Genomic DNA, 25,030 nt, shown 5'->3' with positions numbered 1-25,030 from the left:
TCGGCCCCTGCTAGGGCTTGAAGAACGCCAACAGCGCGGCGGCGGTGGCTTCGGGGTTTTCCTCGGCCACGAAATGGCCGCTGTCGGGGATCGCGTGGCCCGTCACCTCGTCGGCATAGTCGCGCCAAACCGCCAGGGGGTCGTACCGGGAGCCGACGAAGCCGTCTTCACCCCACAGAACCAGCAGCGGCGACGCGATCCGGTTGCCGTCCTCGGCGTCGCGGGCGTGATCGTCCAGATCGACGCTCGCACCGGCGCGATAATCCTCGCAACTGGCATGGATGGTGTCCGGGTCGCTGAACGCCTGCACATAGGCCTCTACCGCGGCGGGCTCAAAGCGCGAGGAGTCCTTCGACCAGCGTTCGAGGCAAGACAGACAATACCCTTCGGGATCCTTGCCGATGAAATGCTCGGGCAGGCCGTCCGGCTGAATCAGGAAAAACCAGTGGTAATAGGCCGTCGCCACCGCCTGATCGACGGTCGCAAAGACATGGGGCGTCGGCACGATGTCCAGCACCGCCGCCCGCTGGACAGCGTCGGGATGATCCAGCGCCAGCCTGTGAACGACCCTGGCGCCACGATCGTGGCCGGCAACGTCGAAGGTCATATAGCCCAGTTGCTCCATCATGAAGACCATGTCGTCGGCCATGATGCGCTTGGCATAAAGCATGTGGTCGCTGTCATGCGGGTCCGGCGCGGACGGCTTGTCAGACGCGCCATAGCCGCGCAGATCGGCGCAGACGACGGTAAAATGCTTCGCCAGCTCCGGCACCACCGCGTGCCACATCGCCTGGGTCTGAGGATAGCCGTGCAGCAGCAGCAGCGGCGGTCCCTCGCCGCCGACCATGGCATGAATCGAAATATCTTCCTCGACCGTCACGAAACTGCGGTGAAATCCCTCGAACATGGCGGGTTCTTCCTAAGTCGTTCAGGGCAATACCTCCGCCCCACGAGCATCGTTCGGGGCGGCTGGCGCCTTCGACACCCTTTCACCCGCCACGCTCCGCCGCAAGGACGATATCCGGTTGCCGATCCTGCCGTTGCGATGCATCGGGCGTGCTTAGCATAAACTGCCACGTTCTATGCCCAATACAGACTGAACCACCGAATATAACCGAAAATTTCAGAATAACATGTGGTATATTCGCTGATTTTTAGCTTCTTGTATCGACCAATCTGCGATACCATGAAATCACTCTCATAAAATGCCTGCAGGGGGCCGTTATGCTGGATGATATCACCGATCCTCCCCGTCCGGAGTGGCGCGACGCCGTCGCCCGCCTCTACCGCTGCGACGAGGGCCCCCTGGTCGAGCGTCTGATTACCGAGGCACGGTTCGTGTCGGACGCCAAGGCGCGGATCGACGGTCTTGCGCGCGATCTGGTGACCGCCGTCCGGTCGGGACGGCGCAATCCCGGCGGCATCGACGCCTTCATGCACGAATATGACCTGTCCTCGCACGAGGGTATCGTTCTGATGTGTCTGGCCGAGGCGCTCCTTCGCGTGCCGGATGCCGATACCGCCGACAGCCTGATCCGCGACAAGCTCTCGACGTCACAGTGGGACAAGCATCTCGGCCACAGCGACTCGCTTTTCGTCAACGCCTCCACGCTGGGCCTGATGATTTCCGGGCGCATCGTCGGGCCGGGCGCTTTCTCCGCCCAGGGCCTGTCGTCAACCATGAACCGCCTGATCAAGCGTAGTGGCGAACCGGTGATCCGGTCCGCCGTGCGGCGCGCCATGAACATCATGGGCCGTCAGTTCGTCCTCGGCCGGACGATCGACGAGGCGCTGGACAGAACCGACAAGGACTATCGCTACTCGTTCGATATGCTGGGCGAGGCCGCGCGAACGCGCGCCGACGCTCAGGCCTATTACAAGTCGTACGAGAACGCGATCGCGGCGATCGGCAAGGCGGCCCGGGGCGACAGTGTCGAGGAACGGCCGGGCATCTCCGTCAAGCTGTCGGCGCTTCATCCCCGGTTCGAGGTGGCGCGCCGCGCCCAGGTGCTGGAGGAACTGACGCCGCTGGTCATTGCGCTGGCCCGGCAGGCAAAAACCGCCAACCTCTCCTTCACCGTCGACACCGAGGAGGCCGACCGGCTGGAACTCTCGCTGGAGGTCATCGAGCGGGTCTCCGGCGACCCCTCGCTTTCCGGCTGGAACGGGTTCGGGCTGGCAATTCAGGCCTATCAGAAGCGGGCGACGGCCATCATCGACATGCTGGCCGACATGGCCACGGCCCATGGCCGGCGCATGATGGTCCGGCTGGTCAAGGGCGCGTACTGGGATACCGAGATCAAGCGCAGCCAGGAACAGGGACTCGAGGGCTACCCGGTCTTCACCCGCAAGACGGCGACGGATACATCCTATATCGCCTGCGCAAAACGGCTGCTGGCCAAGCCCGACTGCTTTTACCCGATGTTCGCGACCCATAACGCCCACACGGTGGCGGCGGTCGCGGAAATCGCCGGCAACAAACCGTTCGAATTCCAGCGGCTGCACGGCATGGGCGAGGCCCTGTACGAGCGGGTGATCTCTCCTTCCGGGACCATCCACACGCCGACACGCATCTATGCCCCGGTCGGCGGACACAAGGAATTGCTGTCCTATCTCGTCCGCCGCCTGCTGGAGAACGGCGCCAATTCATCTTTCGTGAACCGCCTGACCGACGATGCGACGCCGGTCGCCGACATCGTCGCCGATCCGGTGGAGAAACTGGCCGATACCGACCCAAAACCCCATCCCGCGATCCCCCTGCCCCGCGACCTGTACGGGCCGACACGGCGCAACAGCCGTGGCATCGATCTCAGCGACACGGTGGCACTCGACGCCCTCGCGGCCGCGTTCGCCGGTTTGGCTGACATGTCGTATCGCGCCGCCCCCCTTGTCCACGGACATACAACCGCTGATGAGGGGGCCGCCTACAAGGGCGGCAGGGGCAGCGGGGACCGCGCCGTTCTCAGCCCCGCCGACAACCGGGTCGAGGTCGGTCGCGTCGTCGATGCCGATACCGCGACCGCCGACGCGGCGCTGGCCGCCGCCGACGCCGCCTATCCGCGCTGGGACGCCACACCGGCGATCGAGCGCGCGGCACGGCTGGAGGCCGTCGCCGATGCATTCGAGGCTCAATGCGCGGCCCTGATGGCGGTCTGCACGCGCGAGGCGGGCAAGACGATGGCCGACGGCGTGGCCGAAGTGCGCGAGGCGGTCGACTTCCTGCGCTATTACGCCCGGCAGGCGCGCGACGAATTCGCGACCCCGACGGTTCTGCCCGGCCCGACCGGCGAGCACAACGAACTGCAACTGCATGGCCGCGGCGTTTTCGTCTGCATCAGCCCATGGAATTTCCCGCTGGCGATCTTTACCGGCCAGATCGCGGCCGCTCTGGCGGCGGGCAACACCGTCATCGCCAAGCCCGCCGAACAAACCGTGCTGGTCGCCCACGCCGCCACGACCATCTTTCACCAGTGCGGCATTCCGACCGACGTCCTGCAACTCGTTCCCGGACCCGGCGCGGCTATCGGCGGTCGTCTGGTGGCGGACAATCGCGTCGCGGGGGTGGCGTTCACCGGGTCGCTCGACACAGCCAAGGCGATCAACCGGACGCTGGCCAATCGGTCCGGGCCGATCGTTCCGCTGATCGCCGAAACCGGCGGGCTGAACGCCATGATTGTCGACTCCACGGCATTGCCGGAACAGACCATCCGCGACGTATTGCTGTCGGCCTTCGGCAGCGCCGGGCAACGCTGCTCGGCACTGAGAATCCTCTATCTGCAGGAGGATATCGCCGACACCTTCCTGACCATGCTCAAGGGCGCAATGGCGGATCTGCGGGTCGGCGATCCGTCCCTGCTGGCCACGGATGTCGGTCCCGTGATCGATGTCGATGCGCTGACCATGCTGAATCAGCATGTGCGCCGCATGAAGCGCGATGCGACGCTGATCCACAAGATCGACCCGGAGCCGGGCACAACCGATGGCACGTTTTTCGGACCGCATGTCTACGAGGTCGAGGGCATCGGCGCGCTCGACCGCGAAATCTTCGGCCCGATCCTGCATGTCGCCCGGTTCAGGGCACAGGATCTGGACAGGGTCGTGGACGACATCACACGCGCAGGCTATGGACTGACCATGGGCATCCAGACCCGGATCGAGGAAAAGGGCCGGCAGATTCAGGCCCGGTCGCGGATCGGCAACACCTATGTCAACCGCAACACGATCGGCGCCGTGGTCGGCGTCCAGCCCTTCGGTGGCGAGGGGCTGTCCGGCACCGGCCCGAAAGCCGGCGGTCCGCACTACCTCCACCGCTTCGCCACCGAAAGGGTCCTGACCATCGACGTCACCGCCGCCGGCGGCAACGCCTCGCTGCTGAGTCTCGGGGACTGACGCAGTCAAACCGGCCGGCGCTACTCGACCGGCCGGACCACCACCGCCTCGATCCTGGTGCCGTGCCGGGCCGCCACGGTGAACCGCCAGCCCTAACCGGCAAGATCACGCCCAAAAACGAGAGCGGCGCCATGGCCGGGCCCGAGTGGTGTCGCGATTTAACAATTTCTTCATCGCACTGTAACGCTGCTGAGAAGTTTGAATGCTTATTGATCGAGCGACTTCTATTCCTGAAAGTCGGGAAGAGCAGGCTATCAATGCGCGTCGTTCAGATCACCGATCCCCATGTCACCGCGACCGGCACCTTGCGCGCCGACGCTATCGATACCGGACAGCGGTTCAAGGCGGCCCTTGACCATTGCCGTACCCTCGACCCCGCGCCCGACCTGGTTCTGCTGACCGGCGATCTGGCAAATGATGCGCGTGCGGACGAATACGCGGCCGTAGCTGCGATCATCGATGCGCTGCCGGCGGATATGCCGCCGATGGCTCTGCTGCCCGGCAATCACGACGACCGCGCCGCGCTTTGCCGCCTCGCCGAAAACTGGCGTTTCGCCCCCGACTATAATGCGACCGACTTTGTTCAGACGGCGATCGACCCTGGCGGCGGCCTGCCGGTCGTGCTCATGCTGGACAGCCTGGTGGACGGCGCAACCGAGGGGCGGCTTTGTGCCCGACGGCTGGTCTGGGTCGGGGAACGCCTGACCCACGCCGCGAACCGGCCCGTCATCATCGCCATGCACCACCCGCCCTTCGTTCCGACGATCATGCCCGGCCAACCCGCTTGCGAGGGTACCGACGCCCTGGCTGCGCTGCTCGCCCGCCATGGCGGGCTGATCGGCAGTCTTTCCGGGCACCTGCATCGCCCCATGGCCGCGACCTTTTGCGGGGCGTCGTCGTGGGTCGGCCCATCCACCGCCTATCGCCTGCCATTGGCGCAGACGACGGACGACCTGCAACGCGCGGCGGGGGAACGGGTGTGCTACGCCGTCCATGACTGGTCGCCCCAGACCGGCCTGCGATCCGCCGAGATCGTCGTCTGACCACCCAAGGCCAATCCGGCTTGCATGGCGCGGTCGGGCGATTGATTGTGGCGCTATGGAAGAGACATCCCCAAGCCCCCGGCTGCACATCCGCATTGTTTTCAACGAAACCGGAATGATTGGCCCCGGCAAGGCGGAATTGCTGGAGCGGATCGATCGTTGCGGATCAATCGCCGCCGCCGGCCGCGAAATGGGGATGAGCTATAAGCGCGCCTGGATGTTGATCGAAACGCTGAACGCCATGTTCCGCGCCCCGCTGGTGGAAAGTTCGCGCGGCGGACCCGGCGGCGGCGGCGCACTGCTGACTGAAACGGGACGCCAGGTCCTGTCGCTCTACCGCCTCTTCGAATCCGAGGCCGCAGAGGCCGGGGCAGACCGTCTGAGCGCGATTCAAGCGCTGCTCAAGGAGTCTCTCTAAGACAGATAACGTTTGCTCCAAAGGTCGACTCCTGCGATATGTATACGCAAACATAACCAAAAGACATCCACCCGGGAGTGACCTTCATGCCCGTCCTCGCCGTACACCGTGTCATCCTGGCATCGATAATTTCCCTGACCGCAGCGGCAACGCCCGCGCGGGCGGCAGATGATCGGGTTCTTGTCTTTGCGGCTGCCAGTCTCACCAACGCCCTCAATGCGGTGGCCGAGGCCTGGATGGCCGAGACCGGCAACAGCGCTATTGTCTCTTTCGCCGGGTCGTCGCAGCTCGCCCGTCAAATTCAGGCAGGCGCGCCCGCCGACATCTTTTTTTCGGCCAACGCCGATTGGATGGATGCGGTCGAAACTTCGGGCGATCTGCGCGACGGAACGCGAACCGATGTTCTGGGCAACCGGTTGGTTCTGGTCGCGCACGGCGCGAATGCCGATCCGGTCGTCATCGACGAAACCCTCGATCTCGCCGGAATGCTGGGCGACGAACGGCTGGCCATGGCGCTGGTCAACGCCGTGCCCGCCGGAATTTATGGGCGCGAGGCGCTCACCGCGCTTGGGCTGTGGGACGATGTCGCACCGCTCGTGGCGCAATCCGACAACGTCCGCGCGGCCCTGGCATTCGTGGCCCAGGGAGAAGCACCGCTGGGCATCGTATTTGCCACCGACGCGGCGGTCGAAGACACCGTCACCGCCATCGGCACCTTTCCCGAGGACAGCCACACGCCGATCACTTATCCCGCCGCCATCACCGCCCAGAGCAGCGCCGCAGAGGCCGAGGACTTTCTCGATTGGCTCGGATCCGATACGGCAGCCCGGATCTGGGCCGAGTTCGGTTTCACCGTTCTTGACTGATGGAGACCTGATTTGATGGGCGACGCTGTGACGGGGTGGCTCGGCCCGGACGAGTGGCAAGCCGTTCGCCTGTCGTTGCGCGTTTCTCTCCTGGCAACATTGGCCAGCCTGCCGATCGGCATTTTCGTGGCCTACGCACTGGCGCGCTGGTCGTTTCCCGGCAAGCAATTGCTCAACGGCATCGTACATCTGCCGCTGATCCTGCCGCCTGTGGTGACCGGATATCTCTTGCTGATCACCTTCGGGCGGCGCGGATCGGTGGGTGTGTTCCTGGATGAATGGTTCGGCATCGTGCTGTCATTTCGCTGGACCGGTGCGGCGGTAGCCGCCGCCGTCATGGCCTTTCCACTGATGGTCCGCGCGATCCGGTTGGCGATCGAGGCCGTCGACCCGAAACTTGAGGCGGCGGCGGCCACCCTGGGCGCGTCGAAGCCGTGGGTCTTCGCGACGGTCACGCTGCCGCTGATCCTGCCGGGAATTATCGCGGGGTCAATTCTCGCCTTTGCCAAAGCCATGGGCGAATTTGGGGCAACGATCACTTTCGTTTCGAACATTCCGGGTCACACCCAGACCATCCCATCGGCGATCTATGCCTTCCTGCAAGTTCCCGGCGGGCAGGAGGCGGCCAGCCGGCTCGTCATCGTCGCCGTCATCATCGCCATGATGGCCCTGCTGTTGTCGGAATTCGTCGCCCGGCGCGTGGCGAAACTGGTGTCGGGAACATGACGCTGTCGATCAACCTGAACCACCGTTTCGCGGATTTCGAACTCGATGTATCCTTCGACGCACCGCCAGGCGTGACGGTTCTTTTCGGCTCGTCCGGCTCGGGGAAGACCACGGTCATAAACGCCGTGGCAGGGCTTTTGCGGCCCGATCGCGGACGCATTGCCGCCGATGACTGGGTCTTGATCGACACTGAAAAACGCCGGTTTCTGCCTCCGCACCGGCGCAGACTCGGTTACATCTTTCAGGAAGGGCGGCTGTTTCCGCATCTCACCGTGCGGCAGAACCTGCTGTTCGGCCGTTGGTTCGCCCCGCGCGATGCCCGAACCGAGAGCCTGAGCCACGTGGTTGACCTGCTCGGGATCGGGCATCTTCTCTCGCGCCGCCCGGGCGCATTGTCAGGTGGTGAAAAGCAGCGCGTGGCGATCGGCAGGGCACTTCTGGCGGCCCCGAAGCTGATCCTGGCGGACGAACCGCTGGCCGCCCTCGATGAAGCGCGAAAGGCGGAAATCCTGCCCTATTTCGAACGGCTGCGCGACGAAATCTCGGCGCCGATTCTGTATGTCAGCCATGCCTCCGCCGAGGTGGCGCGGCTGGCCACGACGGTGGTTGCCCTTCGTCACGGAAAGGTGACCACCATCGGACCGCCCGCGCAGGTTCTGGGCGACGTGGCCGCCATGGGCGCGCGCGGCGCGGCGTCGGTTCTGACCGCGCGGGTGCGGGCTCATCATGCCGACGGGCTGAGCGAGCTTGAAACCGCAGCAGGCCCACTTTGGCTGCCGCGCGTGGCCGATCGGCCGGGCGCCTTTATCCGGGTTCACATCGCTGCCCATGACGTCATTCTGTCCCGCAGCCGGCCTCAGGGGCTGTCGGCCCTGAACATCCTGAAAGGGGTCATCGCCGAAATCCGTCCGGGCCACGGCCCCGGCGCACAGGTGTTGCTGTCGCTCGATGATGAACGCCTGACCGCACGCCTGACACAACGCTCGGTCGACGCCCTGGGTCTGGCCCCCGGCCAGACGTGCTACGCGATCCTGAAATCCGTCGCCGTCGCCCCGGAGGATATCGGCACCGGCCACTATCGGGCGCCGGCCGACTGACCCGAACGCTTACCGCCCCCGCATGATGCGATAGGCGAGGCTTGGCGAAAGCCGGTGGATCGCGCGTGGGTGCCTGGTGTTCTCGATCCGGCTTCCCTACGGTCCGCGCGTTCGACGCCGGCGATCACATCGGGCCATCGGGGACGTCGGCTGCGGCAAGGGGGCGGTAATCTCCGGTGTTCGGCAGATTGTAGTGCCACCATTCCGCATCGATATGCACCCATCCGGCAGCGGTCATGATGCCCAGCAACAGCGCGCGGTTGCGCACGGCCTCTGCAGACAGGCCGTCGATCGCGCCATGCCCGGCAAGGTCGGTGAAGGCATCGAAACCGGTGCCCATATCCAGTTCCGCCGACGTCGCGGCATCGACCAGCGTCAGATCGACGGCGATGCCCCGCGGATGGGTACCGCCGTGGCGCGGATCGCCGACGAAGCTCTTGTCCTCCACGGCTTCCCAGAAGATCCACTGGACTTCGATCGGTCGAAAGGCATCGAAGACCTTCATCGTCAATCCCAGCGCCCGGGCCCGGGCCGCAGCGTCACACAACTTGCCATGGGCTTCGGGGACGAGCAGCGCGACCGGCCGTGCATAGATCGGGCGGCCAAGCAGATTGTTGTCGGTGGCATAGCGGATATCGAGGCTAAAGCCGTCGTCTTCGGTCACGCGTTTCAGCATGCATCGCCCCTTTTCAGGAATGTTCTGGCATCGTGTTCTCAAGCACACGATCGTAAAACTGCAACATGATTTTGCTAGAAGGCTGGTAATTGGCGGGGCGTACGGCCCGGCCAGTGGAACAGGAAAACCAGGAGATGCGCGTGATGCGAGCCGCCCTTATCGCCGGCACGGCCATGATTGCCCTGACTGGCCCCGCTTTCGCCCAAAGCGGGCCGCTGGTCATCTATACCTCAACCCCGACCGAGCAGATGGACATGTTGGTGTCCCGGTTCAACGAAACCTATCCCGACATCGAGGTCGAGTATTTCCGCTCGGGCACCACGGAAGTCATCAACCGCCTGCAATCGGAATTCGCCGCCGAAAGCCCGCAGCCCGATCTTTTGCTGATCGCCGACACCGTCGTCATGACGGCGCTGAAGAACGACGATCGCCTGCAAGGCTACCAGGGCGCGCCGGTCGACGGCCTCAACCCGGATCTCTACGATTCCGACATGACGTTCTTCGGCACCAAGCTGATCACGACGGGCTTTGCGTATAACACCGAACTGGTCGACACGCCGCCGACCGCATGGTCCGACCTGACCGATCCGGAAATCGCGGGTCGCCTTACCATGCCCAGCCCGCTATATTCCGGCGCGGCGGCGATTCATGTCGGGACGATGACGGAACTGGATCAATTCGGCTGGGACTATTACGAGGCGCTGGCCGAAAACGGGGCCGTGGCCGGTCGCGGCAATGGCGGTGTGCTCGATGCCGTGGCGCGGGGCGAACAGTCCTACGGCATCATCATCGACTTCATGCCGCTGAACGCCCGCGCCGACGGATCGCCGATCGATTTCGTATTCCCCGAGGAAGGCGTAACGTCGGTCACCGAACCGGTGGCGATCCTGTCGACGGCCACGAATGTCGAGGCGGCCCGCGCCTTTGTCGACTGGCAGCTTTCCGAAGAAGGGCAGAGCTTCCATGCCGAACAGGGCTATCTGCCCTTGCTGCCGGATGTCGAAGGCCCGGAGGGCTTTCCGGCGCTGGATGATCTGACGATCCTTTCGGTGGATCCGGCCCGCCTGCTGGAGGCGGACGAGTCGATGAAACGCCAGTTCGCGGATCTGTTCGGCGGATGATAACCAACCGTTACCGCCGGGAGGCCTGCCGCCTTGGTCGCGATTGACACTCCGGCGCCCAGCCCCTTCCAGCGCTTCAAGGTCGATGGCGAGCGGGTATTGCTCGCCATCGTTACCGTCTATGTCGTCGGTCTCTGCGTCCTGCCTTTGAGCCTTCTGGCAGCCGAGGCGTTCACAGCGAGCGAGGACGGCGCGCTGGGTTTACTGGCGTCCGTCTGGGATTCCCGCGCCACGCGGAGCGCCGCCTGGAACACGCTGGAAGCCGGGTTGGGTGCGACGCTGATATCCGTACTGCTTGGCGGCGGCATGGCGCTGCTCGTCGAACTGACCGATATCCGCCGCAAGACCCTGCTGGTCTTCCTGCTGATTCTGCCGCTGCTGATCCCGCCGCAGATTTCGGCCCTTGCCTGGCTGGAACTGATCGGGCCGCAGAGCCTCCTGCGCGGCGTGATCCTGCCCGCCCATGACGGCATCGGCGGCAACCCCCTTTATGGCCGCAACGGCGTCATCGCCCTGATGGGCATCGAGCACGCCGCCATTGCCTTTCTGGCCGTGCGCGCGGGGTTGCGCTCGCTGCCGGGCGAACTGGTGGATGCCGCGCGCGCCGCCGGTGCCCGGCCGCTGCGCATCGTCGCCACCATCGTCATTCCGCTGGCGTGGCCCTCGATCCTGGCCGGCGCGGCGCTTGCCTTCGTTTCGGCGATCGGGAATTTCGGCATTCCGGCCCTTCTGGGCATTCCCGGCCGCTATACGGTGCTGACGACGCTGATCTATCAACGCCTGAACGGCTTCGGCCCCTCGATCCTGGGCGAAGTGGCGGCGCTGTCGCTTATTCTGGCCTTGATGGCCGCCGCCGGGCTCGGGCTTCAGGCGCTGGCGAGCGGACGGCACGCGCGGGAAATCGTCAATGCCGGGGGCGCTTCGGGCCGATTGTCGCTCGGCCGCTGGCGGCCGGCGATCACAGCAGCCGTTTGGGTCCTGATCGTCATCATCGCCATTCTGCCGCTGCTGGCGCTGTTCGCCGGGGCGCTCGTCCCATCGGTCGGTGTGAAGCTCACGCCGGAGACGGCCACGCTGGCGAATTTCGTCTATGTCCTGACCGAGCTGGCGAGCACCCGCCGGGCCTTTTCAAACAGTCTGTTTCTGGCCACCGCCGCCGCCCTGGCCACCATCGCGGTGTCGGCGCCGCTGGCCTGGCTCGTGATACGCCGGCGTTCGGCGCTGGTGCGGAGCCTGAACGTCATGGCCGACATGCCCTATGCCCTGCCCGGCATCGTGCTGTCGATCGCCATGATCCTGGCCTTCCTGCGGCCGTTGCCGTTCATCGAGGTCAGCCTCTACAACACAGTGTGGATATTGCTGATCGCGTATATGGCGCGCTTCATGGCCCTGGCGCTGCGCCCGATGCTGGCCGGGATGCAAAACCTCGATCATGCGTTGGAGGAATCCGCGCAGGCGGCGGGGGCCGGGCCGCTCCGGCGGCTTGCGACGATCGTGCTGCCGATGCTGGCCCCGGCGGCGGGGACGGCCGCGCTGCTGGTGTTCCTCGGAGCTTTTTCCGAACTGACGGTCTCGGCCCTTTTGTGGTCGCAAGGCAGCGAGACGGTTGGCGTTATCGTCTTCGGCCTTTACGACGAGGGCAATTCGACGGCCGCCGCCGCCGTGTCTGTGGTCGTGCTGGCGGTTATCCTGACCGCCGCCGGGCTGCTGACGGTGCTTGGCCGCCGCCTTCCACCGGGAGTCCTGCCATGGCAGGGGTAAGGCTGGAGAATGTCACACGCCGCTTCGATGGCGTGACGGCCGTCGATCGGGTCAGCCTGCAGATCCATGACGGGGAGTGCCTGGCTCTGGTCGGGCCGTCGGGCTGTGGCAAGACAACGCTCCTGCGGTTGCTTGCCGGATTCGAGCGTGTCGACGACGGCGCCATTCACTTCGACGACGATCTGGTCGCCGGACAGGGCCATCATGTCGACCCCGAAGACAGGCGCGTCGGCATGGTCTTTCAGTCCTATGCCCTCTGGCCGCATCTCAACGTCGCGGCCAATGTCCGCTACGCGCTGAAAATCCAGGGCGTCGGGCGCGACGAGCGCGAGCGCCGGGTCGACCAGGCGCTGCACACCGTCGGTCTCGACGGGTACGCCGACCGCCGCATCCAGGCCTTGTCCGGCGGCCAGCGCCAGCGGGTCGCGCTGGCGCGCTGCCTGGCGATGCAGCCGCGACTGGTGCTGCTGGACGAGCCGCTGGCCAATCTGGATATCCATCTGCGCGACAGCATGATCGACGAGTTCCGCCGCTTTCACCGGCAGGTCGGGGCAACAACGATCCATGTCACCCATGATCAGGCCGAGGCGATGATGCTCGCCGACCGCATCGCGGTCATGGATGGCGGCGTCCTTCAACAATTGGACTCGCCACGGCGCCTGATCGCCGAACCGGCGACGCCGATGGTCGCGCGTTTCATCGGGCGCGGCGCGGTGGTACCGGTGACCGTGGACCGAATCCTCGATGACGGCCGGTGCCGCGCCGATCTGTGGGGTACGCCGGTCATCCTGCGCCATCGTGGCGCCCGTCCCGGGCCGGGCCAGGCATGCCTGCGCGCGCCCGACCTGCGCCGAACCGGCAAAGCCGAAGACACCCCCAGCCTGACACTGCGGGTCGGCACGGCCCTGTTTCAGGGCGACGACACGCTGGTCTCCGCCTCGCCGCCCGATGCGCCGGATCATCGGCTCAGCCTTCGCATTCGCGACAATGTGCCGTCCGAGGGGACGCTGATCTCGGTCGCCGTCGAGGACGGATGGCTGCTGCCCGACGGCGGCTGATCCACGACCGAAGCCGGCCCGGCCCTTCCTATTCCGACTGTTCCGCGATCAGCCGGTCGAGAAAACCTTCCATCGCGGCCAGTTGGGCGGGGTCGATGAACTCGTCGGCCTTGTGCGCCTGGATGATATGGCCGGGGCCGCAAACCACGGCCGCAAGGCCGCCAATTGCCTGAAACTTGCCGCCTTCGGTGCCATAGGCAACCCGGCTGGAGGTGTTGGTGCGGGCGAGCCGCTGAACCGTGCGCACCGGTTCGGCATCTTCGGGCATGTCGAGGCCGTCATACTTGAAGATCGGCTCCCACGTTACCGAGGCCTCCGGCGCGACGTCGCGAGCCTGCTCGATCAGCGTGTCGGCATAGGCCTGCAGTCGTGTCAGCGTATCCATCGGATCGTCGACCGCCAGATGGCGGACTTCGAATTCGAACCGGCATTCATCCGGCACGATGTTCAACGCGCGCCCGCCCTCGATCTGGCCGACATGAACCGTCGTATGTGGCAGGTCGTAACGGTCGTCGTGGACGCCTTTGGCCGCCGCTTCATCGGCCATGTCTGCCAGCATCGCCACCAGCCGCGAAGCGATCTGGACCGCGTTGACCGCGTGCGGCGCCAGACTGGAATGGCCGGTGCGCCCGCGCACGGTGCAGGCCATGGCCAGTTTGCCCTTGTGCCCGGTCACCGCGCCCATGCCGGTCGGCTCGCCGACCAGCACCCAGTCGGGCTTGTGCGCCAGCGTGCCGATATGGGCGATCAGTCCATCGACGCCGAGACAGCCAACCTCCTCGTCATAGGAGAAGCACAGATCGATCGGCGCCTTCAGGCCGGCCGCCTTCATCGAGGGCACCTTCGACAGCACGCAGGCGATAAAACCCTTCATGTCCGCTGAACCGCGGCCATACAGCAGGCCGTCGCGCTCGGTCAGGATGAACGGGTCGCTGGTCCAGTTCTGACCGTCGACCGGCACCACGTCGGTATGCCCGCTGAGCGCCACGCCACCCGGTGCATCCGGTCCGATGCGCGCCCACAGATTGGCCTTGAAGCCGTCCTCACGCGGCAGCACGACCGACTCCACACCCAATTCCGCCAGCCGATCGCGGACATGATGGATCAGGTCGAGATTGGAATCCCGGCTGACCGTCGGAAAGCCGACCAGAGTCCGCAGCCATTCCAGGGTATCCGGACTGGGGCTTGCCGTGCTCGCGGCGGTCGTGTCGGCGGCGGAATGGGCGGAGGTCGGCATGGCGATCACTTCTCGTCGTTCAGGTGGCAGGCCGACAGTCGGCCGGGGGCAATTTCCTTCAGCGCCGGCGCCTCTACGCGGCAGCGCTCGTGGGCGTGCGGGCAGCGGGGATGGAAATGACATCCCGGCGGCGGCGCCAGGGGCGACGGGATCTCGCCCTTGATCGGATGAAACCGGCGCTTGCCGGCTTCCAGGCGCGGCACATCGGCCAGCAGCGCCACGGTATAGGGATGATTGGGGTCCGCAAACAGTTCTTCGGTCTTTGCGCTTTCGACGACACGGCCGAGATACATGATTACGACGCGGTCGGAAAGATGCTCCACCACGCCCAGATCGTGGCTGATGAAAAGATAGGTCAGCCCGAGATCGTCGCGCAGATCCAGGAAAAGATTCAGCACCTGCGCCTGGATCGAGACATCGAGCGCCGCCACCGCCTCGTCGCAGACCAGCATCTCCGGTTGAACCGCCAGAGCCCGCGCAATGCCGATGCGCTGGCGCTGACCGCCGGAGAACTGGTGAGGATAGCGCGTGCGATAGGTCGGATCCAGACCGACCCGGCCCATGACCTCGACCACATAATCGTCCAGGTCGCTGCGCGGGACCAATTTGTGGACCCTGACCGCCTCACCGATAATCTCGGCCACCTTCAGGCGCGGATTCAGCGACGCCATCGGATCCTGAAAGATCATCTGGATGGTCAGCGCCAGATGCCGCGCCTCGGCGCCCTTGATGTCCGTCACCGGCTGACCGCGATAAAGCATGCGCCCCGACGTCGGCTTGTGCAGCCCGGCGACGACGCGGCCGAGCGTGGACTTGCCGCAGCCGCTTTCGCCAACCAGCCCGACGACCTCGCCCGGCCTGATCGCCAGATCGACGCGATCGACGGCATGGACGGTCGACTCCCTGACAGTCACACCGACCGATCGGGCGATCTTCGCGGCGACGTCGAGGGGGCGCGAGAACGTCTTGGTGATCGATTGCAGATCGACCAGCGGCGTGTCGCCCGCCTCCTGTTCCCCTGGGCCCCGTTCACCCGCCCTCTGCTTACCGGCGCTCTTTACAGTGGTGCTCATGCGATCGGCTCCACATTCTGCCTGGCCTCGTCCGGAGGCGTGAGCGTTTCGCCCGGCTCGACCGGGAAATGACACAGCCAGCGATGGCCCGCCGGATCGCCGCTCTCCTCGGGCATGACTTCACAGCGTTCCTGCGCCTTGGGACAGCGTGTCCGGAACGGACAGCCGGTCGGCAGCGACAGCGGCGACGGCATAACGCCCGGTATCTGGGTCAGCCGCGTGCCGCGCTGGTTGCGCGACGGTACCGACGCGATCAGCCCGGCCGTATAAGGATGCCGCGGCGCTTCCACGATTCGGTCGGTCGGTCCCTGCTCCACGATCTTGCCGGCATACATGACGGCGACCCGGTCGGCCAGACCCGCGACCACCGACAGGTCGTGGGTGATCCACATGATGGCGACGCCCTTGCTCTCGACCAGACGCTGGGACTCCGCCAGAATCTGGGCCTGCACCGTCACGTCGAGGGCCGTTGTCGGCTCGTCGGCGATGATAAGATCCGGTTCGTTCAGCAGGGCAATGGCGATCGCCACGCGCTGGCGCATACCACCCGACAACTGGTGCGGATAGGCACGGAAGCGTTCGGCCGGCGCGGGAATGCCCACGGTGTTCAGCGCGTCGATACAACGCCTTTCCGCCTCGGCCTTCGGCACACGGCCGTGGGCCTGGATCGCCTCGATCATCTGGGTGTCGATGCGCAGCACCGGGTTCAGGGTCATCATCGGATCCTGAAAGATCATCGCGATCCGCTTGCCGCGCAGACGGCGCATCGCCTCGGCCGGCAGCCCGACCAGTTCCTGACCGTCGAACAGGATCGATCCGCCGGCCACCCGGCCCGGCGCATCCACCAGACCCATGATGGAAAAGCCGGTCACCGACTTGCCGGACCCGCTTTCGCCGACGATGCCCAGCACCTCGCCGCGCTTGATCGAGAAGCTGATGCCGTTGACCGACTTGATCGGCCCGGCGGAGCTGTCGAACCGGGTTTCCAGGTCGGTGACGGAGAGAAGAGAGTCAGCCATGGTGACGCAACCTCGGGTTCAGGACGTCGCGCAACCGGTCTCCGACCAGATTGATGGCGACGATGGTGATCACCAGGGCCACGCCGGGAAAAACGCTGATCCAGTACCGGCCCGACAGCAGATAGTCGAAGCCGTTGGAGATCAGCAGCCCGAGCGACGGCTCGGTCAACGGCATGCCGATGCCCAGAAAGCTCAGCGTCGCCTCCAGCGCGATGGCGTTGGCGACCTGCACCGTCGCCACGACGATCAGCGGCGGCAGGCAGTTGGGCAACAGGTGGCGAAAGACGATCCGGCTGCTCGAAATCGCCAGACAGCGTGCGGCTTCGATGTATTCCTTGCTGCGCTCGACCAGGGCGGCGGATCGTGCGGTTCGGGCGTAGTAGGCCCACTGCGCCAGCACCAGCGCCATGATCACCTTGTCCGCCCCACGGCCCAGAATGGCCAGGATCATGAGCGCGACCAGGATCGCCGGAAAACTGAGCTGCAAATCGACGATTCGCATCGTGATCGCGTCGACGCGGCCGCCCTTGTAGGCCGCCGTGATCCCCACGGCGAGGCCGATGGTCATGGCAATGACGCCGCTGAACACCCCGACCATGAGCGAGATCCTCAGGCCGTAGATGATCGCCGACAGCATGTCCCGGCCCTGTCCGTCGGTGCCCAGAACATAGGTATTCTCGATCAGGCCTTCCGATTGCTCGGCCTGGATGGTGATCTCGAACGGCTCGGCAAACCCGTCGGGACTGACAATCTCGAAACTCGTCAGATCCTCCGGATCCATGATCCAGAAACTTCGAAACGGATGCTGTTCGCCGACGCTCGCCTCGGCGCCGTCGGGCAGGCCCAGCAGGCGCAACTCGTCGGCCAGCGTTTCCAGCCCCTCTTGCGGCATCACATCCAGCGTCAGCGCGATCCTGTCGTCGGCGACCTGCTCCCACCGGGTGGTGACTTCGGTGAACGGCGCGTCGCCGGACAATTCGGCCACTGTTTCACCGCCGCCCGCGGCCGGATCGATGGAGAAAGTCAGATCCTGCTCGGCGGGCGGCGCCCGGCCCGACGCACCGGGGGCGAGCCGGCTGTGCTCGATCCGGATCTCGTTCAGATCGTAGGGGTTCTGGGGCGTGATCAAAGGCGCCAGTATCGCCGCCACAACGATGATCGTCAGCATTATCAGGCCGATCACCGCCGTGGGACGGCGCAGGAAATCGACCACGATACGCATGAAGGGGGTGTCACGCCACCGGACCTTTGCCGGTGGTGGCACGGCTCGTGAGCCCGACGGGGCGGACAATCCGCCGCCTCGGCCCGATGCGGTATCCGCCGTCATGTGCCGACATCCTCCAGACGAACGCGGGGGTCGAACACCGAATAAAGGATGTCGACGATCAGGTTGATGGTGATGAACATCAGGACGATCACGATCAGGTACGAGACGATCACCGGCCGATCAAGAACGAAGATGCTGTCGATGATCAGCTTGCCGACGCCCGGCCAGGCGAACACCGTTTCGGTGACGACGGCGAACGCGATCAGCGAGCCAAATTCCAGCCCGATCACCGTCACCAGCGGAATCATGATCACCTTGAGCACGTGAATGCCGATGATGCGGCTTTCGCGCAGGCCCTTGGCCCGGGCAAACTTGACGAAATCGAGATTGATCGCCTCGCGGACGCTGGCGCGGGTCAGTCGAATGATCAGCGATGTCTTGAACAGCGCCAGATTGACCGCCGGCAATATCAGATGCTGCCAGCCATCCAGCGAGAACAGGCTGGACCGGAATCCCATGAATTCTCCCGGCACGCCGCGACCACCGGCCGGGAACCATCCCAGTAGAACCGCGAACAACAGGATCAGCATCAGGCCCTGCCAGAAATTCGGCAGACTGAAGCCGAAGATCGACCCAACCATGATCGAGCGTCCGGCCACGCTTTCCGGTTTCAGTCCGGCCCACAGACCGAGCGGCACGCCGATGAATACGGACATCATCAGTGCGGCCAGCGCCAGTTCCAGGGTCGCCGGCAACCGGTTTAGCACCAGGGTCAGGGCCGGTTCATTGAACACGAAGGATCGGCCGAGATCGCCCTGCAGCAATCCGCCGATGAACGAGAAATATTGCGCCGGCAGCGACCGGTCCAGCCCGAGGCTGACGATCGCACGCTGACGCTCGGCTTCACTGGCGTCCGGCGCGATCAGAATGTCGATCGGGTTGCCGATGGCGTAGACGCCGACAAACACGATGACCGTCATCGCAGCCAGAACCAGAAGGCTCTGCAGCAACCGGCGGATGATAAAGACTGTCATGGCGCATGATCCGGATGAAGCGGCGCGGCGAAGGCCGCGGCCGCTTCGTGAAACGGACTTAGCCTTGCAGTGTGCCGCCGGTGCCTCCGACGCCCCCCGCAAGGGGCAGCCGGAACCACGACGGCGGCGACAAAGCTTCAGTCGGCGGACTTATCGGTCAGCGCGGCTCACTCAGCCGGGCTGACACTGGTCGCGAGCGTGTACTCGTCGGTACGCGGCTCGTAAACCAGACCGTCGCGGGTTCCCCACGTATTGACCTGGAAGTGGGTCGGGATCAGGCCGACTTCCTCCATGGCGATTTCCGTTGCTTCGGCAAGCAACCTGGCCCGCTCGTCGTCATCGACGGTCACCAGCGCCTCACGCAGCAGGGAGTCCATTTCCTCGCTGGAATACCGGCCGCGGTTGGTCGAACCGAAACCGGAATCCGGATCATGGGTGGCCAGCAGCGCGCGCAGCGGCGACGACGCCTCACCCGATCCGGCGCCCCAGCCGACCAGCATCACCGAGAATTCCAGATTTGACGCGCGGCCGAAATAGACCGAAACCGGAATGGCATCGACCGACGTGTCGATTCCAAGCCTTGTCCACATCTGGGCGACGGCCTGAAGCACGGCCTCGTCGTTGATATACCGTCCGGACGGTCCGTGAACGGTCATCTGGAAGCCGTCGCCATAGCCGGCTTCTTCCAGCAGTTCGCGCGCACGATCCGGGTCGTATTCCGGCACCTCGATATTGTCGGAAACACCGAAGAAACCGTCGGGCAGAAGCTGACCGGCCGGGATGGCCACGCCTTCCATGACTTCCTCGACGATCGCCTCGCGGTCGATGCCGATGGACAGGGCCTGGCGAACCCGGACGTCCTGCAGCGGGTTGTCGATCTCACCGCCATCGGGACCCTGGATATGCGGCGTCACATCGCGGTCGCTGTCCAGGTGGATATAGATGACGCGGTTGGAAATACCCTGATAGAGATTGACGCCCTCGGTCTCGCGCATCGATTCGATATCGGCGGTCGGCACGGCCTCGACGACGTCGACATCACCGGCGAGCAGCGCGGCGACGCGTGACGATGCGCTTGTGATCGGCCGGAACGTCACTGTGTCCCATTCCGGCGCGTCGCCCCAATAGTCCTCGTTGGCTTCCATGACGACGCTGTCGCCGGGCGTGTAGTCAACGAACTTGTAAGGGCCGGTTCCGATCGCCGCTTCGCCGCTGTTGTAATCTTCGGTCGCGGCGCCTTCGCCGTGTGCTTCACTGACGATATAGACGGTCGAAAGATTGTTCGCCATCAACGGCGCGGGTTCTTCGGTGTGAAAGCGGACGGTATGATCGTCGACGATCTCGACCTCGGCGATTTCACCCAGATAGGTGGCAAAGCTGGACGGGCTGTTGGGCACGTTCTGGGCACGCTCGACGGTAAAGGCGACGTCGGCGGCAGTGAACTCCGACCCGTCGTGCCAGGTGACGCCTTCGCGCAGTTCGAATTCCCAGACCAGCGGATCGTCCGTCGGACCCCAATCGGTCGCCAGCCCGGGCGTCAGTCCCTGATTCTCATCCTGCAGGACCAGCGGCTCGTAGATGTGCCGGGTGATCGCGTTGTTGGGCCCGAGATTGTGGAAATGCGGATCCATCGCGCTCGGCTCGGAGGCCAGCGCAATCGTCAGATCTTCGGCCATGGCGGCACTGCCGCCCATCATTGCGCTTCCGGCCACGGCGGCCAGGAGAGTTCTCTTCAACATTTTGCTTCCCCCTGTTCCGGGCGGCAACGACCGGTGTGGTCGTGCCGCCACTGGTAGGTCGATGTCGTATTTGACTTATCGCAGACCGATAACTTATTATCGGATTAAGTTAGTATGAACATGAAGCTCTGCGCGCGTCAACCACAGTGAGCCAACCGATGCCACGCTTCAATGCGGACGTGCCGAATCCTGACGATCCTTCGGACATGGCGGCGTCGGAGGGCGAACCGGGGGAAGCCACTGACAAGGTTGCGGGGAAAGAGGATCGGCTTTTCATCGCGGCCCTGGCGCGCGGTTTGAAGGTATTGGAGACGTTTCCCGATGGCTGGGCGCCCAAGAGCCTGAGCGAGATCGCGCGGGCCGCCGATATTCCGGTTCCCGCCGCGCAGCGGTCGGTGCATACGCTGACCAGGCTTGGCTATCTGACCAGGGACGAGCGGACGCGCCGGTACCGGTTGTCGCCCAAGGCGCTTGACGGCACCTATCATTTCCTGACTTCCAGCCCCTTGTACGAGGCCGCGATCCCCGTCGTGGTCGCGCTGCGCGACGAGTGGCGCGAAACGGTCAATATCTCGCTTCTGCACGGGCCGCATGCTGTCGTGCTGATCCGCATGCCCGGCGCGCGCCGGATCAATCCGTCATCGCTGATCGGGCGGCGCATGTGGGCGCACGGCACGTCGACCGGCCTCGCCATGCTCTCGCGCCTGCCGGTCGCCGAACGCCGCCAGAAACTGACTGACGGGCCGCTGGAGGCCATGACCCCGAACACGATCACCGATCCGGAACGACTGCTGGTCCGGCTGGAGACGATCAGGGAACAGGGATACGCCCTCGTCGATGAAGAAGCCTCGCCCGGCGAACTGTCGGTTGCCGCGCCGATCATCGACGGCAACGGCACGCCCGTCGCCGCCATTGGCGTGACCACTTCTACCGCACATTGGACAGCGAACGAAGCCGCCGACAGCCTGGGACCTGCCGTGATCCGGGCGGCGCGGGCCATTACCGACGCCCTCAAGGGCTGGCAGCCCTGGTAGCGAGGCGTCGGCAAACCGCCGGTTTATCTCTCGCCCATCGCGTCCTGAATCGTTCTGACAATGGGCGCGAAGAAATAGGTAATGATCCGTCTTTCGTCTGTTGTGACATCGACCGTGGCAGTCATCCCGGGACGCAGCGAGAAGGTGTCGTTGCCGACCTGAAGAACATTGGCCTCTGGAGTGATTTGAACGACGTATCCCCACCGCCCTTCGCTGACCTCGGTCGAATCGGCGGCGATATCAGACACTTCGCCCCTCACGAAACCGAACCGTTCCGAGGGGTAGGCACTCATACCCAGGTTGGCGCGTTGCCCCACTTCCATGAAGCCTATGTCCTGGTTCGTGAACTGACCCTCGAATTCGATCTGGACTTCGGTCGGAACGATGCGCAGCAATTCATCACCGGCCTCGGCAACGCCGCCAATGGTGTAAACACCGAGTCGATCGACGATCCCGGAAACCGGCGCGGTCAATGTCGACACGTTGACCCGTCGCTCCAGGGCAAGCGCCTCCTCGGTCAGGGTCGACAATCTGGCCTCGATCTGAGTGATGCGCCCAAGGTGGTCGCTGCGCAACTCGGTCACAAGGCGGCGCCGCTCGGCTTCAAGGGCAACACGCTCGGCGGCTTGCCGATCCAGTTCACGCAGATTGATGTCCCGGTCCTTTTCCATATCGGTGAAGGCTTGTTGCACATCAAGAAAGTCGGTGCGGCTGGTGGCGCCTCGCTCCAGAAGATGTTCGGCTGTTCGCAACCTGTCGCCCTGGGTTTCCAGCGCGGCATCGATACGCGCAATGCTGGCGCGCGTTACTTCCTCTGCCCGGCGGCTCGATTCCTCGCGCGCATCGATTTGAGCGATTGAACTTTGCAAATCCAGGATTTCAGCTTCCAGCAGGTTACTTTGCTCAGTCGCGTACGGATGACCACTCAGATTGGCGGGCAAATCAAACAGTGCCTGGCTCTCTTCGACCAAAGTCTCTGCCCGCAGATCAAGGGTGATCAACGCTCGAACAAGCGCACCGACTCTCGCCCTTTCGATAAGCAATCGTTGCTGCTCGGCAATGTTCGTCCGTAGATCGGAAACCGCCGACGTTGCATCCAGTTCAATCAGGACGTCACCCTGCGCGACGGCATCGCCGTTGCGAACATGAATCGCCTCGATGCGGCCCGAGAATTCAGGCTGCACGACCTGAACCCTGCTGACGGGAACGACCCGCCCCTCCCCGCGAGCGACAACCTCGACCTTGAAGATGATCGACATCAGCACAATCGTGGCGAAGACGAGAATCGTAAACAGGATCGATGCATGCAGCGTCGGCGATCGAAGGTCAATTGGCCGCGAATGAACGCTCATCGCAAGGCCTCGAAATCGACCACCTGATCAGGATTGGCGAAAACCGCGGGGCTATGCGTGATGACGATCAGCGTGGCTTCCTGCTTCAGTTCTTCAAGCGTGGCCGCCATGCGTTTCTGCGCCGAACTGTCGAGCGCGCTTGTCGGCTCATCAAGGATGAGGACCTTGGGTCTGACGATCAACGACCGCGCGATCGCGACGCGCTGCCGTTGACCGCCCGACAGGGCCGATCCTCGCTCACCGACGGGCGTCTCCAACCCCATCGGCAATTGCGCGATCAGGTCTTCCGCCGCCGATATGCGCAAGGCGCGGGCTAGTTCAGCGTCATCGGCACCATCATCGCCCAGGATAAGGTTTTCCCGCAGGGTGCCCGAGAAGAGATACGGCTCCTGAGGGACGTAGGCGATTTTCGAGCGAACGTCGTGGGGGTCGTAGTCTGCGATATCCTCGCCGCCCAACAGGACCGCACCCCTGTCCGGCACGTCGATTCCGGTTGCCAACCGTCCGAAGGTCGATTTTCCAACGCCGGACGGTCCGACGACAAGGGTCACCGTGTTTGGGGCGGCCAGGAAGTTGAAGTTCTGCAGAATGGGAACCGATGGATCATAGCCGAAATCCACCTGCCTGAACTCCAGCCGGTTTTCGACCTGGGGCGCCAGTTTGGGAAGCGCATCGAACGGCTCCATCGGCGAATTGACAACATCGCCCAACCGCTGGCGCGAAACGCGGACATTCTGCCAGCTTTCCCAGAGCGCCGCAAAATTCTCGATCGGTCCGGTAACCTTCTGCGCCAGCAGATGAAACGCGATCATTTCACCCAGCGTCATCTCGCCGGCAAAGACAAGCTGCGACCCGAAATAGATGATGCTGATGGTGATGGCCTGCTCGATCGCGAATAGAAGCTTGTTGCTCCAGATCTGCAGCACCTCGACACGATAGCCGGCATTCAGATTTGCATGCAGGGTCTGGTCAAGCCGGTTGAGCATCTCACCCTCGGCGCTCATCGCCTTGACGGCGGCAATACCCGAGATGTTTTCCACCATCTGGGTCTGATGCTGCGCCCCGGCGTCGAACTGGGCGCGCAGTCGGCGGCGCAGGAAGGGGCCGAAGCCGAAATAGATCAGGAACTGGATCGGCAAGGCGGCCAGAATGATCAGGGTCAGCGTCGTGGACAGCATGAACAGGACAGCGATGTAAATGACCACGAAGACCAGGTCGAGCAATACGCCGGTCGTCGTTCCGATCAGGAAATTCCGGATCGTATCCGTCTCGCTGATGCGCGCGATTGTTTCGCCCACTGTCCATCTGCGAAAATAGTGGAAGGGCAGTTTGAACAGATGGTCGAATATGCGCGCCCCGAACTCGCGGGTCACCCGGTTCGCGGTCAGCACGCCAAGCAGTTCCGACAGCACCTGGAAGCCGACCTGGAACAGGCTGACAGCCGCGAAAATCGCCACGATCGCGATCAGCGACGCTTCCCGCTCGAACGGCAGAATACGGTCGATGACGACCTGAAAGATGAATGGCTCCACCAAGCCCAGAAGGCGCAGGCATATGGCGAGAAAGATTAACTCCAGGTAGAATGGAGTGAACTTCCACAGCGTTTTGCCGAACCAGGAGAGCGGAATCTCGCCAACATTTTCTATATTTCTATTTTCTTTATTCGCCATCTTTCCATTTATGCCTTACCATGGCAATAACTATATTTTTCTATTATCATAACAATAATGATTCTTGGTAACTGCACTACCTGCTAATTACAGGCCTACTATTTTTGACGCAGAAAACAATTAATAGTCGAAAAGTTATCAATCTTTTTTTATTGATAATTTCAATTAAATTATAAAACAATACGGCCAAAATGGTCGTTATAATAATCATCAAGAACCTGTTGTTTGGATGGAAATCCATAAGATATTGAGTAATAGGTAGTGAAATTCCAGTTATAATAGCCAGAATCAAGTTTCTCTTCCAGTTCTTCATCATGTTACGCACGATAATCTCTTCCAAGCGGGTATAAAAATAAATCGCCCCGGCCCACGATACGGCAGGCCAGGGCGGCTAGGTCACTATTACCAAAAGCAAGTAGCAGAGTAAGCAGCGGTAGCGGCGACAGCAGT

Annotated in this window: 19 protein-coding genes and 2 pseudogenes; 10 read left to right on the top strand and 11 right to left on the bottom strand. The window is 63.7% G+C overall.

Features of this window, described 5'->3' with window-relative positions; translation table 11 throughout:
* Positions 1-10: 10 nt before the first annotated feature.
* The gene (locus ABZ728_RS19730) at positions 11-907 is read right to left on the bottom strand and encodes an alpha/beta hydrolase (RefSeq protein WP_366658037.1); all 897 of its coding nucleotides are present in this window, start codon (positions 905-907) and stop codon (positions 11-13) included.
* 317 nt (positions 908-1,224) lie between these two features.
* Here ABZ728_RS19730 and putA point away from each other — a divergent pair, with 317 nt between their 5' ends.
* From putA to modC, 6 genes are all read left to right on the top strand, one after another.
* Positions 1,225-4,389: a bifunctional proline dehydrogenase/L-glutamate gamma-semialdehyde dehydrogenase PutA gene (gene putA / locus ABZ728_RS19725; protein ID WP_366658036.1), complete on the top strand. Its 3,165-nt coding sequence runs from the start codon at positions 1,225-1,227 to the stop codon at positions 4,387-4,389.
* A 257-nt stretch (positions 4,390-4,646) separates the two neighbouring features.
* Entirely contained in the window at positions 4,647-5,432 is a 786-nt protein-coding gene (locus ABZ728_RS19720) for a metallophosphoesterase (protein WP_366658034.1), read from the top strand.
* Positions 5,433-5,487: 55 nt separating this feature from the next.
* Complete coding sequence (locus ABZ728_RS19715; RefSeq protein ID WP_366658032.1) at positions 5,488-5,850, top strand: LysR family transcriptional regulator; 363 nt, start codon at positions 5,488-5,490, stop codon at positions 5,848-5,850.
* Between the two features lie 86 nt (positions 5,851-5,936).
* Positions 5,937-6,716, top strand: coding sequence for a molybdate ABC transporter substrate-binding protein (modA, locus tag ABZ728_RS19710; protein ID WP_366658031.1), 780 nt, complete (start codon positions 5,937-5,939; stop codon positions 6,714-6,716).
* A 15-nt stretch (positions 6,717-6,731) separates the two neighbouring features.
* Positions 6,732-7,442, top strand: coding sequence for a molybdate ABC transporter permease subunit (gene modB / locus ABZ728_RS19705; RefSeq protein ID WP_366658029.1), 711 nt, complete (start codon positions 6,732-6,734; stop codon positions 7,440-7,442).
* Positions 7,439-8,539: a molybdenum ABC transporter ATP-binding protein gene (gene modC / locus ABZ728_RS19700; RefSeq protein ID WP_366658027.1), complete on the top strand. Its 1,101-nt coding sequence runs from the start codon at positions 7,439-7,441 to the stop codon at positions 8,537-8,539. Before modB ends, modC begins: the two co-directional genes overlap by 4 nt.
* Before the next feature lie 124 nt (positions 8,540-8,663).
* Here modC and ddpX read toward each other — a convergent pair whose 3' ends face one another.
* Positions 8,664-9,215, bottom strand: a complete 552-nt coding sequence (gene ddpX, locus ABZ728_RS19695; protein WP_366658026.1) for a D-alanyl-D-alanine dipeptidase — start codon at positions 9,213-9,215, stop codon at positions 8,664-8,666.
* A gap of 143 nt (positions 9,216-9,358) precedes the next feature.
* Here ddpX and ABZ728_RS19690 point away from each other — a divergent pair, with 143 nt between their 5' ends.
* Genes ABZ728_RS19690 through ABZ728_RS19680 form a run of 3 tightly spaced genes read left to right on the top strand, consistent with a single transcriptional unit; the run spans position 9,359 to position 13,155 of the window.
* Positions 9,359-10,336 carry an ABC transporter substrate-binding protein gene (locus ABZ728_RS19690; RefSeq protein ID WP_366658024.1) on the top strand — a complete coding sequence of 326 codons (978 nt, stop codon included), beginning with the start codon at positions 9,359-9,361 and terminating at the stop codon, positions 10,334-10,336.
* Between the two features lie 33 nt (positions 10,337-10,369).
* A complete protein-coding gene (locus tag ABZ728_RS19685) occupies positions 10,370-12,097 on the top strand; it encodes an iron ABC transporter permease (protein WP_366658023.1) in 1,728 nt (575 codons plus the stop codon).
* Positions 12,085-13,155: an ABC transporter ATP-binding protein gene (locus tag ABZ728_RS19680; RefSeq protein WP_366658022.1), complete on the top strand. Its 1,071-nt coding sequence runs from the start codon at positions 12,085-12,087 to the stop codon at positions 13,153-13,155. The genes ABZ728_RS19685 and ABZ728_RS19680 overlap by 13 nt, the downstream gene beginning before the upstream one ends.
* Positions 13,156-13,183: 28 nt before the next feature.
* Here the strand turns inward: ABZ728_RS19680 and argE are convergent, their stop codons facing one another.
* From argE to ABZ728_RS19645, 7 genes and pseudogenes are all read right to left on the bottom strand, one after another.
* Positions 13,184-14,392, bottom strand: a complete 1,209-nt coding sequence (argE, locus tag ABZ728_RS19675; protein ID WP_366658021.1) for an acetylornithine deacetylase — start codon at positions 14,390-14,392, stop codon at positions 13,184-13,186.
* Between the two features lie 5 nt (positions 14,393-14,397).
* Positions 14,398-15,465, bottom strand: a complete 1,068-nt coding sequence (locus tag ABZ728_RS19670) for an oligopeptide/dipeptide ABC transporter ATP-binding protein (protein WP_366658020.1) — start codon at positions 15,463-15,465, stop codon at positions 14,398-14,400.
* Positions 15,462-16,484 (bottom strand): ABC transporter ATP-binding protein, encoded by a 1,023-nt coding sequence (locus tag ABZ728_RS19665; protein ID WP_366658019.1) that lies wholly within the window; start codon positions 16,482-16,484, stop codon positions 15,462-15,464. Before ABZ728_RS19665 ends, ABZ728_RS19670 begins: the two co-directional genes overlap by 4 nt.
* Positions 16,477-17,157: pseudogene (locus ABZ728_RS19660) on the bottom strand (ABC transporter permease); the annotation flags it as partial. The pseudogene ABZ728_RS19660 and the gene ABZ728_RS19665, both read right to left, overlap by 8 nt.
* A gap of 432 nt (positions 17,158-17,589) precedes the next feature.
* A pseudogene (locus ABZ728_RS19655) lies at positions 17,590-17,706 on the bottom strand (ABC transporter permease); the annotation flags it as partial.
* A 101-nt stretch (positions 17,707-17,807) separates the two neighbouring features.
* On the bottom strand, positions 17,808-18,785 hold the full coding sequence (locus tag ABZ728_RS19650; RefSeq protein ID WP_366658018.1) for an ABC transporter permease: 978 nt from the start codon (positions 18,783-18,785) through the stop codon (positions 17,808-17,810).
* 167 nt (positions 18,786-18,952) lie between these two features.
* Positions 18,953-20,524, bottom strand: coding sequence for an ABC transporter substrate-binding protein (locus tag ABZ728_RS19645; protein ID WP_366658017.1), 1,572 nt, complete (start codon positions 20,522-20,524; stop codon positions 18,953-18,955).
* A gap of 158 nt (positions 20,525-20,682) precedes the next feature.
* Here ABZ728_RS19645 and ABZ728_RS19640 point away from each other — a divergent pair, with 158 nt between their 5' ends.
* Positions 20,683-21,558, top strand: a complete 876-nt coding sequence (locus tag ABZ728_RS19640) for an IclR family transcriptional regulator (RefSeq protein ID WP_366658016.1) — start codon at positions 20,683-20,685, stop codon at positions 21,556-21,558.
* Positions 21,559-21,581: 23 nt separating this feature from the next.
* Here the strand turns inward: ABZ728_RS19640 and ABZ728_RS19635 are convergent, their stop codons facing one another.
* The gene (locus ABZ728_RS19635) at positions 21,582-22,910 is read right to left on the bottom strand and encodes an HlyD family type I secretion periplasmic adaptor subunit (RefSeq protein ID WP_366658015.1); all 1,329 of its coding nucleotides are present in this window, start codon (positions 22,908-22,910) and stop codon (positions 21,582-21,584) included.
* Complete coding sequence (locus ABZ728_RS19630; RefSeq protein ID WP_366658014.1) at positions 22,907-24,580, bottom strand: peptidase domain-containing ABC transporter; 1,674 nt, start codon at positions 24,578-24,580, stop codon at positions 22,907-22,909. Before ABZ728_RS19630 ends, ABZ728_RS19635 begins: the two co-directional genes overlap by 4 nt.
* Between the last annotated feature and the right edge of the window lie 450 nt (positions 24,581-25,030).

This window comes from Fodinicurvata sp. EGI_FJ10296, from assembly GCF_040712075.1.
In the GTDB taxonomy this organism is placed as follows: Bacteria; Pseudomonadota; Alphaproteobacteria; order DSM-16000; family Inquilinaceae; genus JBFCVL01.
This window is presented reverse-complemented; position numbering and strand designations above follow the sequence as displayed.